The organism is Dyella sp., assembly GCF_035685885.1.
Lineage (GTDB): Bacteria > Pseudomonadota > Gammaproteobacteria > Xanthomonadales > Rhodanobacteraceae > Dyella.
In genome coordinates this window covers 23583-40092 of sequence record NZ_DASRZX010000159.1, presented here as the reverse complement: position 1 = coordinate 40092, position 16510 = coordinate 23583, and the positions used below count along the sequence as shown (strand labels likewise).

The 16510-nt window shown below is 66.0% G+C and carries 13 protein-coding genes; 9 read left to right on the top strand and 4 right to left on the bottom strand.

Annotation, left to right across the window (positions count from 1 at the left end):
- Positions 1-445, bottom strand: a 445-nt coding sequence (locus VFG49_RS18090; RefSeq protein ID WP_324863159.1) for a hypothetical protein, incomplete at its 3' end; no start/stop codon positions are given.
- A 233-nt stretch (positions 446-678) separates the two neighbouring features.
- Here VFG49_RS18090 and VFG49_RS18085 point away from each other — a divergent pair.
- From VFG49_RS18085 to VFG49_RS18045, 9 genes are all read left to right on the top strand, one after another.
- Positions 679-2223, top strand: a complete 1545-nt coding sequence (locus VFG49_RS18085; protein WP_324863156.1) for a S10 family peptidase — start codon at positions 679-681, stop codon at positions 2221-2223.
- 26 nt (positions 2224-2249) lie between these two features.
- Complete coding sequence (locus tag VFG49_RS18080) at positions 2250-3815, top strand: S10 family peptidase (protein ID WP_324863154.1); 1566 nt, start codon at positions 2250-2252, stop codon at positions 3813-3815.
- On the top strand, positions 3812-5497 hold the full coding sequence (gene acpA / locus VFG49_RS18075) for an acid phosphatase (protein WP_324863152.1): 1686 nt from the start codon (positions 3812-3814) through the stop codon (positions 5495-5497). Before VFG49_RS18080 ends, acpA begins: the two co-directional genes overlap by 4 nt.
- A 137-nt stretch (positions 5498-5634) precedes the next feature.
- On the top strand, positions 5635-5949 hold the full coding sequence (locus VFG49_RS18070) for an EF-hand domain-containing protein (RefSeq protein ID WP_324863150.1): 315 nt from the start codon (positions 5635-5637) through the stop codon (positions 5947-5949).
- A gap of 109 nt (positions 5950-6058) precedes the next feature.
- Positions 6059-7915 (top strand): M1 family metallopeptidase, encoded by a 1857-nt coding sequence (locus VFG49_RS18065; protein WP_324863148.1) that lies wholly within the window; start codon positions 6059-6061, stop codon positions 7913-7915.
- 75 nt (positions 7916-7990) lie between these two features.
- Positions 7991-8992, top strand: coding sequence for an alpha/beta fold hydrolase (locus VFG49_RS18060; RefSeq protein ID WP_324863146.1), 1002 nt, complete (start codon positions 7991-7993; stop codon positions 8990-8992).
- 105 nt (positions 8993-9097) lie between these two features.
- Entirely contained in the window at positions 9098-9748 is a 651-nt protein-coding gene (locus tag VFG49_RS18055; RefSeq protein ID WP_324863144.1) for a methylamine utilization protein, read from the top strand.
- A 6-nt stretch (positions 9749-9754) separates the two neighbouring features.
- Positions 9755-12085 (top strand): putative bifunctional diguanylate cyclase/phosphodiesterase, encoded by a 2331-nt coding sequence (locus tag VFG49_RS18050; protein ID WP_324863142.1) that lies wholly within the window; start codon positions 9755-9757, stop codon positions 12083-12085.
- On the top strand, positions 12082-13311 hold the full coding sequence (locus tag VFG49_RS18045) for a hypothetical protein (protein WP_324863140.1): 1230 nt from the start codon (positions 12082-12084) through the stop codon (positions 13309-13311). The genes VFG49_RS18050 and VFG49_RS18045 overlap by 4 nt, the downstream gene beginning before the upstream one ends.
- A 5-nt stretch (positions 13312-13316) precedes the next feature.
- On the opposite strand, the gene VFG49_RS18040 is transcribed toward VFG49_RS18045, so the two are convergent.
- The 3 genes from VFG49_RS18040 to VFG49_RS18030 all read right to left on the bottom strand — a co-directional run bounded on the left by VFG49_RS18040 (position 13317) and on the right by VFG49_RS18030 (position 16492).
- The gene (locus VFG49_RS18040) at positions 13317-14087 is read right to left on the bottom strand and encodes a M48 family metallopeptidase (protein WP_324863138.1); all 771 of its coding nucleotides are present in this window, start codon (positions 14085-14087) and stop codon (positions 13317-13319) included.
- Positions 14088-14237: 150 nt separating this feature from the next.
- Positions 14238-15155 carry a recombination-associated protein RdgC gene (locus VFG49_RS18035; RefSeq protein ID WP_324863136.1) on the bottom strand — a complete coding sequence of 306 codons (918 nt, stop codon included), beginning with the start codon at positions 15153-15155 and terminating at the stop codon, positions 14238-14240.
- Positions 15156-15292: 137 nt separating this feature from the next.
- The gene (locus tag VFG49_RS18030; RefSeq protein ID WP_324863163.1) at positions 15293-16492 is read right to left on the bottom strand and encodes an amino acid aminotransferase; all 1200 of its coding nucleotides are present in this window, start codon (positions 16490-16492) and stop codon (positions 15293-15295) included.
- Positions 16493-16510: the final 18 nt, after the last annotated feature.

Below are 16510 nucleotides of genomic sequence, written 5' to 3'. Positions count from 1 at the left end.
TGCTGCACTGGACCGGATCGCACGTCGACGCCGCCATCAGGCGCACGGTGCCATCCGTCTGCGGGGTGGCCGTCACCTGCACCGAATCGTCCTGATACACCGTGGCCGCGTCCGCGGCGGGCTGGGCGTCGGTGGTCACGGCGGCAGGCTGCTGCGGCGTGCTCACCAGTTGCGCAAACGCACCGATCGGCAGGGTGATGAAGTTGCCGTTGGAGGTGCCCACGGCGCCAATCACGTTGCCGTTGCGGTCATTCACCTGCACGTACTTCACGCCGCCAAGCACGAACACATAGGCGTGCCAGTTCGGGCTGGAGCTCACGTCGGTGGTATTGGGCCAGGCCTGGCCCAGGCCGGTAGCCGCGGGCTGCGCGGCCATGGCGGAGCCGGCTGCGCCCGCAAAGAGCAACGCAACGAGCGCGACACGACTCAGACGTGTGTTGGACATGGTCATTCCCCTTTTTTGCTTTAAGTGGCGGTAACGCCCTGGGGGCGCTTTGGGAATGTAGCACTACCGCAAGGGCCAAAATGGATGCATTGCGTTATCTGCATCACGCATTCATCAAGAACAGCATCGCGTTTAGCCCGGGCGATTCGCCCATCACCCAGTACTTTTGTCACGGTCACGCAAGAGCCACGACACGCATACTCCCAAGCTGGTTTTATCTCCTGGGGAGCTTCATGCGTCGCCTCGCGTTCCTGCTGCTGGCCGGCAGTCTTGTGCTTTCATCTTCCACCTCTCTGCTGGCCAGGGATGCGCCTGCCAACACGAAGGAGTCCGCGGGGAAGGACGACAACGTCCAGGCGCCCACCAGCGAGAGCGCGGTCAGCACGAAGCACAGCGTGAGCATCGGTGGCCGTTCGGTGGCTTACACGGCCACGGCAGGCAACCTGATCATCCGCGACGAGCAGGGACAAGCGCAGGCCACCGTGTTCTACGTCGCGTATACCGTCGATGGCGGCAAGAACGCCAACCGTCCCGTGACCTTCCTCTACAACGGTGGCCCGGGCTCGTCCAGCATGTGGCTGCACATGGGCTCGATCGGGCCGGTGCGCATCGAAACGGCCGCACCTGCCGCGACGGCGCCGGCGCCCTATCACCTGGTGCCCAACAGCGACAGCCTGCTCGACAAGACCGACCTGGTCTTCATCGACGCCGTCGGCGCCGGCTATTCGCGCCCCGTCGGCAAGGCCGAGGGCAAGGATTTCTGGGGCGTGGACCAGGACGTGTCGGCCTTCAGCCGCGCGATCCAGCGCTACGTCACGCTCAACAACCGCTGGAACTCGCCGAAGTTCCTGTTCGGCGAAAGCTACGGCACCACGCGCTCGGGCGCGCTGGTCGACGCGCTGCAGGACAAGGGCATGGCCATCAACGGCGTGATCCTGATGTCCTCGATCCTAAACTACGGCGTGCGCATGCCGGGCTACGACGAGATGTACATCGGCTACGTGCCCAGCTACGCGGCCGCCGCGTGGTATCACGGCAAGGTCGCCAACAAGCCGGCGGACCTGAAGGCGTATCTCGACCAGGTGCGCGCCTTCGCCCGCGGCCCGTATGCAACGGCGCTCGCGAAGGGCCAGGACGTGCCGGCGGGCGAGGCCGATGCGGTGGCACAACAGCTCGCCGCGTACACCGGGCTCTCCGCGCAATACATCCGCGAATCCAACCTGCGCATCGAGCCTGCGCGCTTCCGCAAAGAGCTGCTGCGCGACCAGCGCCGCACCATCGGCCGCTTCGATGCACGATTCGAAGGTGTCGACGAAGACGCCGCGGGCGAGGTGCCAGGCTATGACGCCTCCGACACCGGCATCAGCGGCGCCTTCATCACCGCGTTCCACGATTACCTGAGCGGCCAGCTGAACTACCACAGCGATCTGGAGTATCGCCCGACCTTCGGCGACATCGGCAAGGACTGGGACTGGAAGCACCAGGCGTCAGGCATCAAGCGTCCGCTGCAGACCGCTTACGTTGCCGGCGATCTCGCGCATGCGATCCGCACCAACCCGCATCTGCAGGTGCTGTCGGTGAATGGTTACTACGATTTCGCCACGCCGTTCTTCATCACCGAGTACGACCTCACGCACATGAACCTGGAGCCGTCGCTGCGCAGCAACGTGCATTTCCTGTATTACCCGTCGGGGCACATGGTCTATCTCAACACCGACGCACTGCGCCAGCTCAAGGGCGACCTCGCCCGCTACTACGACAGCACCAATCACTCTTGATCCAGCGCCGTACCGGAGACCCATCCATGCGCCAGTTCCCTCTCGCTTCGCTTGCCTTCGCCACCCTGCTGGCCTTGGGCAGCCTGCCGCTGCACGCCGCCGATGACACCAAGGATGCGCCCAAGGCGCAGTCCGACAAGGGCGACAAGGACAAGGGCGACAAAGCGGACGAACAACCCGTTCCCGCTGACCGCACGGTGGTCACCAGGCACAGCGTGCGCATCGGCAACCGCACGGTGAGCTACCAGGCCACGGCCGGCCGCCTGCTGGTCCACGACGACAAAGGCAAGCCCACGGTGAGCTTCTTCTATGTCGCGTACACCGCCGACGGCGGCAAGGGCGGCAAACGGCCGGTGACGTTCTTCTACAACGGCGGCCCGGGTTCGTCGTCCATGTGGCTGCACATGGGCTCGTATGGCCCGGTGCGCGTGGCCAACGACGGCGACAAGCCGATTCCGCCGGCGCCCTACCGCTTCGTGCCCAACGAATACAGCCTGCTCGACAAAAGCGACCTGGTATTCATCGACGCGCCCGGCACCGGCTATTCGCAGCTTGCGGGCAAGACCGAAGGCAAGGATGTGTGGGGCGTGGACCAGGACGCCGATGCGTTCACGCGCTTCATCCAGCGCTATGTCACGGTGAACAACCGCTGGAACTCGCCGAAGTTCCTGTTCGGCGAAAGCTATGGCACCACGCGCTCGGCCGTGCTGGTGAAGTCGCTGCAGGACAAGGGCATGGAGTTCAACGGCGTGGTGCTGATGTCTTCCATCCTTGATTTCTCTGTCGCCGCGCCCGGCATCGATCACGGCTACATCGTGAACCTGCCCACCGAAGCGGCCATCGCCTGGTACCACAACAAGGTGCCGAACAAGCCGGCCGACATCGGCACGTTCCTCGCCGACGTGCGCCGTTTCGCCTCGGGCGACTACACGCTCGCGCTGGCCAAGGGCGACGCGATCGAACCGGCCGAGGCCGACCGCATCGCCAGCCAGATGAGCCGTTACCTCGGCCTGTCGCCGCAATACATCAAGGAAGCCAACCTGCGCGTGGGCCCCAGCCGCTTCCGCAAGGAACTGCTGCGCGACCAGCGCCTCACCGTTGGACGTCTGGACGGCCGTTTCCAGGGCATCGACCCGGACGCCGCCGGCGAAACGCCCGATGGCGACACCGCCAGCGATGCCATCACCGGCGCCTACGTGGCCACGTTCAACCAGTACATCGCGACCGAACTGAAATTCACCGAGGACCGCCCGTACCTGCCCAACAACTACGGCGCCATCGGCAAGAACTGGGATTGGAAGCGCAAGAAGAACGGCGGCTGGCTGCAAGCCACCTACGTGGGTGACGACCTGGGCGACGCGATGCGCCGCAACCCGCACCTGAAGGTGTTCTCGGCCAACGGCTACTACGACCTCGCCACGCCCTTCTATGCCACCGAGTTCGATCTTTCGCACCTCGGGCTGGAGCCTGCGGAACGCAAGAATGTCACCTTCGGCTTCTACCCGTCGGGCCACATGATCTACATCGACCAGCCTTCGTTGCAGCAGAGCAAGGCGGACCTGTCGCGCTTCTACGACGACGCCGCGCCGTGAACGATTTGCTGCCTCCGAACGACGCCGATGACCAGCCGTCGGATCCCGCGCGACGACGCCTGCTCGGTGGACTTGCGGCAGCGGGCGCGGCGCTTGCCGTGGGCGGCCCGCAGGCGCTCGCTGCGGCAGCGCCCGGCGCAACCAAGGTCACCGATACGGCACTGGACGCGGCACTGCGCGAACACATTCGCAAGGTGGTGGTGATCTACGCCGAGAACCGCAGCTTCAACAATCTGTTCGCCAATTTTCCTGGCGTGGAAAAACCGCTGAGTGCGCTCCGGCCTGAGCAATACCAACAGCGCGATCGCGATGGTTCGTTGCTGCAGACGCTGCCGCCGGTATGGCATGGCCTGGCGCCGCACCAACAGGTGGTGAACCATCGCAGTTATCACGTGAAGCAGGAGGACCTCGTCGGCCTGCCGAACGCGCCGTGGGCGCTTCGCACCGGCAGCGGCGAACCGCTGCCGCACGGCGTGGTAACGCGCGACCTCGTGCATCGCTTCTACGAAAACCAGCTGCAGATCAACGGCGGCAGGAATGACGGCTTCGTCGCCTGGGGCGATACCGGCGCGATGGTGATGGGCCACTACGGGGACAGCGCGGCGCACCTGCGACTGTGGCAGCTCGCCCGCCAATACACGCTGTGCGACAACTTCTTCATGGGCGCGTTTGGCGGTTCGTTCCTCAACCACCAATACCTCGTCGCGGCACAGCCGCCGCTCTATCCAAACGCGGACCAGGGCCCGGCTCGCTTCAACATCGCCGAAACAGTCAGCGGCAAGGCCACCGACATCCATCTGAAGCAGGCCGACGATTCGCCGCGCAGCGCGATGGACGGCAAGCCGAAGTTCGCCTCGCGCAGTTCGCTCACGCCGGATTTCCATGCGGTGAACACCATGTCTCCGCCATATGCGCCCAGCGCGACGCAATCGGGGCGCGATCCCTTGCTGGCCGACGAGGACAGCCCCAACACGCTGCCGCCGCAGTCGCACAAGACCATTGGCGACGTGCTTTCCGGCGCCGGCGTGGATTGGGCATGGTATGCCGGTGCGTGGCAGCTGGCGCTCGACGGCAAGGGCGATGGCGACGAGAAGCAGTTTCCGCAACAGCCGAATTTCCAGTACCACCATCAGCCGCTGAACTACTTCAAAAGTTTCGCGCCGGGCACCGAGGCACGCGCGAAGCACCTGCGCGATGCCGGCGTCGGCGAGACATCGCAGAGCAACCGCTTCCTTGCTGACATCGAAGCCGACAAGCTGCCTGAGGTGAGCTTCTACAAGCCGCAGGGCGACCTCAACATGCACGCCGGTTACTCCGACGTGGACGCAGGCGACCGGCACATCATGCGCGTGGTCGATGCACTGCAGAAATCGCCCGCATGGAAGCACGCGCTCATTGTCATCACGGTGGACGAGAACGGCGGCTGGTGGGATCACGTGGCGCCGCCGAAGGGTGACCGCTGGGGACCGGGCTCGCGCATTCCCGCGATCATCGTCTCGCCGTTCGCGAAGAAGGGGCACGTGGACCACACCATCTATGACTCCGGTTCCATCGCGCGTTTCCTGACGCGACGGTTCGCGCTGGAGAAGTTGCCCGGCCTCGCATTGCGCGAGCAGGCGATGGTGGCGGCGGGCGGGCCGGCGCCAGGGGATCTCACCCACGCGTTGACGTTTGGGACCTGAGGCGGCGTGAGTCGCGCGCAGGGTGCGCTCCCACAAGGTCGCCGGTTTTTGGGACACCAGTGCGCGACAGCTTCAACCGCACGATCCGCTCACATCCCCGGTGCCATACTCCGTGCACTTGTTCAGGGAGAGACACCATGCGTCACGCCCGCTCGCTTTTGCTCGCCTGCACGCTCGTGATGGCCACCGCCGCCCAGGCCCAGATTGGCCTCGGCAACATGGCCAACCAGATGGATGTTGCCGTCAAGAACTTCGATATCGCCGACAAGAACCACGACGGCCTGCTGACCAAGGAAGAAGCGGAGAATGGCCCGGTGCCGTTCATCCGCGCGCATTTCGACCAGATCGACAAGGACAAGCGCGGCGCGGTGTCCAAGCAGGACGTGGCCGACTACATCCGCTCGCTGCAGAAGCCGAGGCCGGCACCTGCCGCCGCCAGTTCCAGCCATTAAGGCCGATCCCGGTGCGGCTTGGTCCGCGCCAACAGGATGACCATCCGCACCCGCGGGCGCCTGCCCGCAAGTGGCATACTCCGCGCTCCTGCTGACGGAGTTTCTTTCGATGCGTCCTCTCCACGCCCTTGCCTTCGGCGCCCTGGTGCTGCCGCTGAGCGCCTTTGCCGCCGACCCGCATTCCTATGCGCAGCCCGACCAGGTCCGCGTGACCCATCTTGATCTGGATCTCAAGGTCGATTTCCCGCACAAGCAGCTCGATGGCCAGGCCACGCTGAAACTGGACTGGAAGGACGCCAAGGCGCAGTCGCTGGTGCTCGACACGCGCGACCTGAAGATCGCCAGCGTGGAAGGCATCGACGCGGCGGGCAAGGCCAGCGCGTTGAAGTACGCGCTGGCGCCGCGCGACAAGGAACTGGGCAGCAAGCTCACCATCGCCACGCCGCAACATCCGGCGCAGGTGCGCATCGTCTATTCCACCGTGCCGACCGCCTCGGGCCTGCAGTGGCTGACGCCGGAACAGACGGCCGACCAGAAGTTGCCCTTCATGTTCTCGCAGTCCGAATCCATCCATGCGCGCTCGTGGGTGCCGCTGCAGGATTCGCCAGCCATCCGCTTCACCTACAACGCGCACGTCACCGCACCGAAGGACGTGCGCGTGGTGATGAGTGCGCTCAACGACGCGAAGCATCCGCTCAACGGCGACTACGCATTCGCGCAGCCGCATCCGATTCCTTCCTACCTGCTGGCGATCGCCGCGGGTGACATCGCCGCGAAGGAAACCGGGCCACGTTCGGCCGTCTATGCCGAGCCCAGCGTGGTCGGCAAGGCCGCCAAGGAATTCGAGGACACCGAGAAACTGATCGCGGCGACCGAGAAGCTCTACGGTCCGTATGCGTGGGATCGCTACGATCTGCTGGTGCTGCCGCCCTCGTTCCCGTTCGGCGGCATGGAAAACCCGAACATGACGTTCGCCACGCCGACGTTGCTGGTTGGCGACAAGAGCCTCGTCTCGGTGATCTCGCACGAACTCGCACACTCGTGGTCGGGCAACCTGGTGACCAGCGCCGCGTGGCGCGACATCTGGCTCAACGAAGGTTTCACCACCTACGTGCAGGGCCGCATCACCGAGGCGGTGTACGGCAAGGCGCTGGCTGACGAGGAGGCGCTTATTTCCGCGCACGGCCTGCAGAAGACCGTCAAGACCATCCCGGAGAACGCGCAGCGCCTTGCACCGAAGCCAGGCATCGGTGCGGACGATTCCATTTCCGAGGTGCCCTACGACAAGGGCAGCTGGTTCCTCCGGACGTTGGAGGAGCGCTTTGGCCGCGAAACCTTTGATGCCTACCTCAAGGGCTATTTCGCGCATTTCGCGTTCCAGAGCATCACCACGGAGCAGATGCTGGATTACCTGAAGGCCAATCTGTTCGACAAGAACCCCGGCAAGATGAGCTGGGACGAAGTGAAGCAATGGGTGTACGAGCCGGGCATCCCGAAGGATGCGCCGCTGCCCGATTCGCCGCGCTTCAACGCGATCGACCAGGAACGTGCGTCGTTCCTCGCCGGTTCGCTCGCCGCCGACAAGCTGGATGCGAAGGGCTGGAACACGCAGGAATGGATGTACTTCCTTGACGGCCTGCCGGACGTGACGCCGCTGGACAAGATCAAGCAGATCGACGCTGCCTGGCACCTTACCGGCACGCCCAATGCAGAGATCGGCATGCGCTGGTACAGCCACGCCATTGCCGCGGGCGACAAGGACGTGTGGAGCGCCGCTGCCGAGCACATGGCGCGCATCGGCCGCCTGTATCTCACCATGCCGCTGTACAAGACCTTCGCCAAGACGCCGGAAGGTCTTGCGTATGCCGAGCAGGTCTATGCCAAGGCCAGGAGCGGCTACCACCCGATGACGCAGGAAGCCGTGGAAGCGGTATTCGCCAAGGCCAGGAAGAACGCCGGCAAGTAAGCGTCACGCGCGCCTCCTTGCAAAAGGAGGCGCGCGCCGCCATCGATGTCGCGCCCAAGGACACACGACACCGCCATGAAAACCTCTACGCCTTCCACGACTCCCGCCTCGCAACGACCGTTGTGGCAGCGGCTCGCACTGCGCCGCCTGAAGTTCCTCGCCTTCGTGGCGATACTGCTGGGCGGCGTGCTCGGCGGCGCTTACCTGTTCACCCCGCAGTGGCTGATGGCCGCGGAAGTGAAGCGCGAGATGATGAACGCGCACGTCGAGAAGCACTCCGTGCAGGTCGGCGATACGCGCTGGGTATATTTCGAAGGCGGCCAGGGACCGACCCTGGTGTTGCTGCATGGCTTCGACGCCAGCAAGGAAGTATGGCTCAAGCAGCTGGAACGGCTCACGCCGCACTTCCACGTGATTGCGCCGGACCTGCCGGGTTGGGGCGAATCCACCCGCGTCGACGGCGCCAGCTACAACATCGATGCGCAGGCGACGCGCCTGCAGGCGTTCGTGGAGGCGCTGGGCCTGCAGAAAGTAGTGATGATCGGTCACTCGATGGGCGGCGCGATCGCCGGCGTCTATGCCGCCGAGCATCCCGACCATGTTGCCGAACTGGCTCTGCTCGATTCGTTCGGCCTCAAGACCGATGAAAACGACTTCGCCCGCGATGCGCTGGCCGGCAAGAACCCGTTCCACTACGACAACCGTGAGGAATTCGCCAAGGCCATGTCGCTGGCCTTCGCCAAGCCGCTGGATCTGCCGGGCCGCTTCCAGGACGTACTGATCAAGCGCAACCAGGCGAACCGTCCCTTCATCGAGCGCACCTTCAACGAACTGCGCGACCCGTCGCAGTACCTCGCCCTGCAGAACCGGCTCGACCGGCTCGGCATGCCGGTGCTGGGCCTGTGGTGCCACGAGGACAAGATCATCGACGTCTCGGCCATGGACAGCCTGCGCAACGGCCTGAAGACCGCCGCCTCGATCAGCACCAGCACGCTCAACGGCTGCAACCACATGCCGATCCTTGAAAAGCCCGATGAAACGGCGCGCATCCTCACCAGCTTCATCATTTCCCACTGAGTCCACCCACCCCGCCCCGGCCGGCCGTCCCTAGGCCATCCGGCTGCGTTTGCCCTGCCCGCAAGCTGGTGTAGGCTTGCCCGAGGGGAAAACTGGGATGGACCTATGCGTTGGCTGCTTGGCGTAGTCATCGCCTCGATGCTGCTGGCTGTCCAGGCGGCGTCGGCGGGGGATTTGTCGATACGCGTCCAGGACGATGCCCGTCGCCCTGTGGGTGATGCCGTGGCCACGCTGGAGCCCGATGTGCCGGCCGCCGCGCCGCACATGCCATCGGCCAGCAGGATCGTCGACCAGAAGAACGAAACCTTCGTCCCCTACGTGCAGGTGCTGCGTCCGGGCGACACCGTGGTGTTCCGCAACAGCGATGCCACGCGCCATCACGTCTATTCGTTCTCGCCGGTGAAGTCGTTCGAGCTGGTGCTCGCGCCCGGTGAGCGTTCCGCGGCGCTCACGCTCGACAAGCCTGGCATTGCCGCCGTGGGCTGCAATATCCACGACCACATGCTGGCCTACCTGTATGTCTCCGACGCGCCGAACATCGGCGTCTCGGGGCCCGACGGCGTGATCGGTTTTGCCTCGCTGCCGCCGGGTCGCTACACGCTGCATGTATGGCACCCACAACTGCATCCGGGCCAGGCGGAACTCACGCAGGTGATCCAGGTCGCCGGCAATGCACCCAACCCGCCCGTCAGCGTGACGCTGTCACTGCTGCCGGACCCGCGCATGCGCATGGATCGCGAGCACATGGGGTACTGACGGCTCATGCCTGTACTCGGGTTCCGCATGCGGCTCACCCTGTTCGTCGTGACGACCATCGTCGCGATACAGCTGGTGACGGCCGCGCTGGTGACCCAGATCACCCGGCATCAGCTGATCAACGAGGGCAAGCACCAGCTCGCCATCTCGGCCAATGCCTTCGTCAGCCAGCTCGATGACGTCTCGGCCCGCGTGGCCGAGAGCGTGCAGATCCTGGCGCTGGACTACGCGCTGCGCGCGGCCATCGCGCAACACGACCGCGACACCGTGCTGTCCGTGCTGCGCAACCACGGCCGGCGCGTGGAAGCCTCGCGCATGCTGATGGTGGGCCTGGATGGCTCGATCCAGGCCGACACCGCCGGCAGTACCGCGCTGCAGCGATTCCCCTTTCCGGACATGCTGGACCGCGCCTTCAGCCAGCGCACCGCGGCCGTGGTGGCGCTCGACGGCAAGGCCTACTGGATGGTGGTGGTGCCCATCTACGCACCGCAGCCGGTGGCGTTGGTGGCCGCCGGCATACCGGTGGACGATGCCTTCCTCGCGCGCATGTTGCGGCACTCCACGCTGCCGACCGACATCCAGCTGATCGCGCCGTCGGGACCGGGGCGCTGGCAGACCCTGGCCAGCAGCAATGCGCACGCCGATTTCCTCGAAGGATTGGTGGCGGGCCGGGAACCGGACGCCGCACCGGCACTCGAACGCGTGGAGGGCCGGGAATACCTGGTGCTTTCGCGCCCGCTGAGCCAGCAACCGCACAGCGCGCCAGTGCAGGCGCTGATCGGCTATTCGCTCGACGATGCGCTGCGCCCTTACCGCTCGGTGCTGTCGACCTGGTTCGTGTTGCTGGCGCTGGGCCTGCTGGCCGGACTGATGGGCGCGTGGCTGATCGCCCGCGGCATTTCCCGGCCGGTGGAGGCATTGGCAGCCTCGGTACGACGGATCGAGCGCGGTGATTACAGCCTGCCACCACGCATCGACCGCAACGATGAGCTGGGCCAGCTGGCGGATGCCTTCGCCGGCATGACCCAGGCGATCCGCCAACGCGAGGAACGCATCCGTTTCCAGGCGTTGCACGACGCCGTGACCGAGCTGCCCAACCGCAATGCCGCCGAATCGACTATCCAGCAGAGCCTGCAGGAGCAAACCGGCGGCGCATTGCTGACGGTCGGACTGACCCGCATGCCCGAGATCATCAAGACCGTCGGCCATGCACTCGGCGACCGCCTGATGCGCGACGCGGCATTGCGCATCGCCACGGCAACGGAAGGTTTCGTGGCGCGCGCTTCCGACACGGCCTTCCTGGTCTGGCTGCCGGGTGCGGATCGCGGTGAAGTGGTCGCGCAGGCGCTGCACTTGCTGGAAGTACTCAACAAGCCTTACCAGGAACCGGACATCTCGGTGGACGCGACGCCGGCCGTGGGCATCGCGCAATTCCCCTTCCACGCACTTACCGCCAGCGCCCTGCTGCAGCGCGCGGAAGTGGCGCTGCTGGCCGCGCTGCGCACGCCCGAGGCAGTGGCGTTCTACGACGCCGCCAACGATCCGCATCGCCCCGAACGTCTTTCGCTGATGGGCGATCTGCGCTCGGCCATCGCGCGCAACGAGGTCACGCTGCACTACCAGCCCAAGCTCAACCTTCGCCGCGGCACGGTGGAGAGCGGCGAGGCACTGCTGCGCTGGCGCCACCCGCGCCTGGGGCCGGTGGCGCCGGACGCCTTCATCACGCTGGCGGAGGAAACCGGCAACATCCATCGCGTCACGCGCTGGGCGCTGGCCAATGCCGTGGCGCAATTGCAGCGTTGGTCGGCGGAAGGGCTGGAGGTGCAGGTGGCGGTGAACCTGTCCGCGCGCGACCTGCACGACCAGGACCTGCCGCGTCGCATCGCCGACCTGCTTGCCCTGCATCGCGTCCAGTCACGCTGGCTGCGACTGGAAGTGACCGAAAGCGCAGTGATCGGCGAGCCCACCGTCGCCATCCAGGTACTGAACGAACTCTCGGACCTGGGCCTGTGCGTCGCCATCGACGACTTCGGCGTGGGCGAATCCTCGCTCGCCTATCTGCGGCGCCTGCCGGTGCACGAGCTGAAGATCGACAAGATGTTCGTGCAGCGCCTGAGCACCGAGACGGAAGACCGGCTGATCGTGCGATCCATCGTGGAGCTGGCCCATCGCCTGGGCTACAGCGTCACGGCCGAGGGCGTGGAAGACGAGGTGGCGCTGGCCTACCTCGTCGAGGCCGGCTGCGATTACGCGCAGGGCCATTACATCGCCGCGGCCATGCCGGCCGAGCGCTTCGCCAGCTTCGTCGCGGAATACACGGTGGGCGTCACGCCGTGACCTTCCGTTGCCGCGCGGCACTGCTGCTGTCCGCGCTCGTGGCATCGACGGCCGCCGTCGCGCAGGGCCTCACCCTCCACGCGTACATCGACGGCCGCATGGTGGCAGCGCCCGACACACCCAGCTGGACGCAGGGCGGCATGGGCAAGACCCGTTATGGCGAGGGCGACAACGGCGCGCAATTCGGTGGCGCCGCCCTCGCCGTGGCCTGGCAGGCCACGCCCTCGCTGCTGGTGTTTGCCGACACGCAATACCAGACCACCGACCACCCCACGCTCGATGTGATCGAGGCTTACCTGCGCTACCGGCCGGTCTCCACCACGCCCTGGCGCGCCACGGTGAAGCTGGGCGCCTTCGTGCCACCCGTGTCGCTGGAGAACGATGCGATCGGCTGGACCAGTCCGTGGACGCTCACGCCTTCGGCCATCAATAGCTGGATCGGCGAGGAGCTGCGTGCGAAGGGCGTGCAGGGCCAGCTCGAATGGCGCGGCGGCTGGCAAACGCTGGAATTCACCGGTGCGCTGTACAAGGGCAACGATCCGACCGGCACCCTGCTGGCCGACCGCGGCTGGTCGTTGAGCGATCTCACCTATGGACTGGGCAGCACGCTACGCGTGCCCGATGCGTATGCGCGCGTGTTCGGCGACCCGGATCACACGCGCTACAACCCGTTCCAGGAAATCGACGGGCGCTGGGGCTGGTACGCGAATCTCGCATGGCGCTCCGCCGCGGTCGGCGAGTTCACGCTCATGCGCTACGACAACCGCGGTGATCCGGCCGCACACACGCTGTACGAAGGCAGCGCCGACGTGTTCGCGTGGCATACGTATTTCTGGAGCGCAGGCGCGCGTATCGACACCGGCCCGGTGACGTGGATTGCCCAAGGCATGGATGGCGGCACCGAGATCGATCCGGTGACCGGGCTCCACCTGGAAACGCGCTTTTGCTCCGCCTTCGTGCTGGCCGGCTGGAATCGCGGTGCTTGGCGACCCACGCTGCGGCTGGATCACTACAGCACCGGCAAGCTGCGCAACGGCATCGATACCCACCAGGGCGAAACCGGCAACGCAATCACCGCGGCACTCAACTGGCGCCCGCGCAACTGGCTGCGCATCACCGGCGAAGTGCTGCATCTGGATGGCAGCCGCTCGGCCTTGCGCGCGCTGGGATTGACGACACGCCAGGTCGATACCCAGACGCAGCTGAGCGTGCGACTGATCTACTGACGCGCTCAGTCCGCCACGTCGGCGATGAGGCGGTCGAGTTCCGTCTTGAGCCAGGCGCCGTTGAGCCGCAGCCAGTCGCGCTGCTCACGCCAGTCAGGGAAGAGCGTTTCCACCTGCGCCCAGAAACGCGGCGCATGGCTGCGCACCTTCAGATGGCACAGCTCGTGTGCGAGGACGTAGCGAAGCGCGGCGGGCGGGGCGAGCGCCAGGGCAAGATCGAGGTTGATGCGATCACGCGTGTCGAGGCTGCCCCACAGGCTCTTCATCGGCCGCACGCGCAATGCGGTGGGCGCCAGCCCGAGCATCGGTACATAACCGGCAAGCCAGCGCGACACGTCGCGGCGGATCTGGTTCTCGAAGTACGACGCAAGCAGGCCACGCGCCACCGGCAACGCACGCGTGTGCGGACGCGGGATCACCAGCGTCAGCGCACCATCGCCTGCTTCCACGCGCGGATACGGACCATCGGCCCAGTCCAACTGCATGGTTTCGCCGCGAAAGGGAAAATCGGTCGGCACGCCGACGCGCAACGACGGCAGCGGCTTGACGATGAGATGCAGTTCATCGAGCTTGCGCTCCAGCCAGTCGGCGTGATGACGAAGAAAGGCGCTGACCTGCGCCGGATGCGTGCCATGCGGATAAGACACGCGCGCACCCTTGGGCGTCACGGTGAGGCGCAGGCGACGCGCGCGCGGATGCGCGGCCTTGAGCACGCGGATCGTGCTACCGCTTGCGGTGGCCAGTTCCAGCCAATCGCCTTCGAGATGCTGCGTCATGTCCCGCCCTGCTGCGACCAATGGCGTCCAGGCCGACTAGTGTCCCTCAAGGAATGTGGGGGGAGCATGCAGGCTTCGCAAGAAGGGCCGGTGACCGGCCGGGGCTGGCGCCCTCTCCCGTCTCAGCGGGAAAGGGACGCCGAACCCGGATCAGGCCTCGGCCGGACGCGGCAGGCCGAACCACTCCTCCAGCTTGCCCAGCAGGCGCTCCAGCTCCAGGGTCAGCAGGGCGAAGGTGGCGTCCGCTTCGGCGGCGGCGTCCGGGTGGCTGTCGCCCAGTTCCTCGGTGACCACGTCCAGGAACTTCAGCTTGCGCACGATCAGGTCTTCGCCCAGCACGAAGCTCATGCGCTCATCGAAGGTGAGACCCAGCTGGAATACCTGCTTGCCGTTGCGCAGGTGTTCCTTCACCTCTTCGCTGTCCAGGTCCTGGCGGCGGCACTTGGCGATGGCACCGGTGGCACTGGCGGGGTCGCGCAGCTCCACCTCGTCGCCCAGCGCCAGGCCGGGCGGTAGGTTACCGTTGGCCAGCCAGTCGGTCATCAGCACGCGCGGGCCCTCCTCCGGCGCCAGCGGAACGGCCGGGAAGCTGCCCATGGCCTCGCGGATCTGGGTCAGGGCGTTCTCGGCCGACTTGCGGCTGGACGTGTCCAGCACCAGCCAGCCGTGCTTCTTGTCCACATAGGAGCGCATGCGCGAGCTGCGGATGAAGGCGCGCGGCACCAGCTCGTTGAGCACGTCCTCCTTCAGTCGCTTGCGCTCCCGACCGCCGACCTTGCGGCCTTCTTCTTCCGCGATCTTCTGCACGCGGCGCGCAAGTTCGTCGTTCACCACGGAACCGGGGAGCAATTTGTCCTCGCTGCCGACGGTAACCATGGTGCAGGCGTTGACCACGTGGGTCAGCGCGGCTTCCTCGCCACGGCCTACCGGCGGCACGAAACCCTTGGTGCCCATTTCCATGGGGCCACAGGGGCGCAGGCGATGGTCGCCCAGCACTTCGTCCAGGCGGTTGAGGTCATCAGCGACGGCAGGGGAAAAGCGGAACAGGGTGAGATTGCGGAAGAACATTCGGTATCCGTGGTTGTTGCTTGGCCGTTATCCCCGCGTCCCCGAGGGACCTGGAGCGGGGATCGGGCATCGTCGATCGGTGCACAAGGCACTGGATCCCCGCGTCCGCGGGGATGACGGTAAGGCAGCCTGAAGGCTCAGCGGCTAACCGCGGCGACGGCGTTCACCACCGTGTCGAGGTTGGCGCGGTTGAGCGCGGCCACGCAGATGCGGCCGGTGCCGACCGCGTAGATGGCGAACTCTTCGCGCAGGCGATCCACCTGGGCCTTGCTCAAGCCCGAGTAGGAGAACATGCCCGCCTGCTGCTGGATGAAGCCGAACTGCGACGCACCGGCCGCGGCCAGCTTCTCCACCATGCCAGCACGCATCGCGTGGATGCGCTCGCGCATCTCGGCCAGCTCCTGTTCCCACATCGCCTTCAGCTCGGCGCTGCCCAGTACGCCCGCCACCAGCGCGCCGCCGTGCATGGCCGGGCTGGAATAGTTGGAGCGGATGGTGCGCTTCACCAGCGACTGCACGCGCAGCGCTTCTTCGCGATGCTTGCCGACGATGGACAACGCGCCCACGCGCTCGCCGTACAGCGAGAACGACTTGGAGTACGAGTTGGCCACCACGAACGCGTCGATGCCCGACGCCGCGAACAGGCGCACGGCCGTGGCGTCGGCGTCGATGCCTTCGTCGAAACCCTGGTAGGCCATGTCGATGAAGGGCAGCAGCTTGCGCTCCTTCACCACGTCCACCACCTGCTGCCACTGCGCGGCGTTGAGATCCACGCCGGTCGGGTTATGGCAGCACGCATGCAGCAGCACCACCGTGTCCGGCTCCAGCTTGCCGAGGTCGGCGAGCATGCCGGCGAAATCCAGCCCGTGCGTGGCCGGGTCGTAGTACGCGTAAGTCAGCACCTCGAAGCCCGCCGAACCGAACACCACGCGATGGTTTTCCCAGCTCGGATTGCTGATGGCGATCCGGGCGGTGGGTAGCACCTGCTTGAGCAGGTCCGCGCCGATGCGCAGCGCGCCGCTGCCGCCGATGGTCTGCGACGTCGCCACGCGGCCGGCGGCCAGCAGCGGCGAATCTTCGCCGAACACCAGCTTCTGGGTCACCGTGTTGTAGGCCGGCAGGCCGTCGATCGGCAGGTAGCCGCGCGGCTTGGCTTCCAGCGCCAGCGCCTGCTCCACCTCGCGCACCGCGCGCAGCAGCGGGATGCGGCCCTGCTCGTCGTAATAGATACCCACGCCCAGGTTGACCTTGCCCGGGCGGGTGTCGGCCACGTAGGCCTCGGAGAGTCCCAGGATCGGATCGCCCGGAACCATTTCAACGGATGCAAAGTGCGACACGGCGTTACTCGACTGGTG

What these genes read in the sequence shown, in the direction of transcription:
- VFG49_RS18085 (WP_324863156.1), top strand. Translation starts at nt 679, where the DNA reads ATGCGTCGCCTCGCGTTCCTGCTGCTGGCCGGCAGTCTTGTGCTTTCA.
- VFG49_RS18080 (WP_324863154.1), top strand. Translation starts at nt 2,250, where the DNA reads ATGCGCCAGTTCCCTCTCGCTTCGCTTGCCTTCGCCACCCTGCTGGCC.
- VFG49_RS18070 (WP_324863150.1), top strand. Translation starts at nt 5,635, where the DNA reads ATGCGTCACGCCCGCTCGCTTTTGCTCGCCTGCACGCTCGTGATGGCC.
- VFG49_RS18065 (WP_324863148.1), top strand. Translation starts at nt 6,059, where the DNA reads ATGCGTCCTCTCCACGCCCTTGCCTTCGGCGCCCTGGTGCTGCCGCTG.
- VFG49_RS18060 (WP_324863146.1), top strand. Translation starts at nt 7,991, where the DNA reads ATGAAAACCTCTACGCCTTCCACGACTCCCGCCTCGCAACGACCGTTG.
- VFG49_RS18055 (WP_324863144.1), top strand. Translation starts at nt 9,098, where the DNA reads ATGCGTTGGCTGCTTGGCGTAGTCATCGCCTCGATGCTGCTGGCTGTC.
- VFG49_RS18050 (WP_324863142.1), top strand. Translation starts at nt 9,755, where the DNA reads ATGCCTGTACTCGGGTTCCGCATGCGGCTCACCCTGTTCGTCGTGACG.
- VFG49_RS18040 (WP_324863138.1), bottom strand. Translation starts at nt 14,087, where the DNA reads ATGACGCAGCATCTCGAAGGCGATTGGCTGGAACTGGCCACCGCAAGC.
- VFG49_RS18035 (WP_324863136.1), bottom strand. Translation starts at nt 15,155, where the DNA reads ATGTTCTTCCGCAATCTCACCCTGTTCCGCTTTTCCCCTGCCGTCGCT.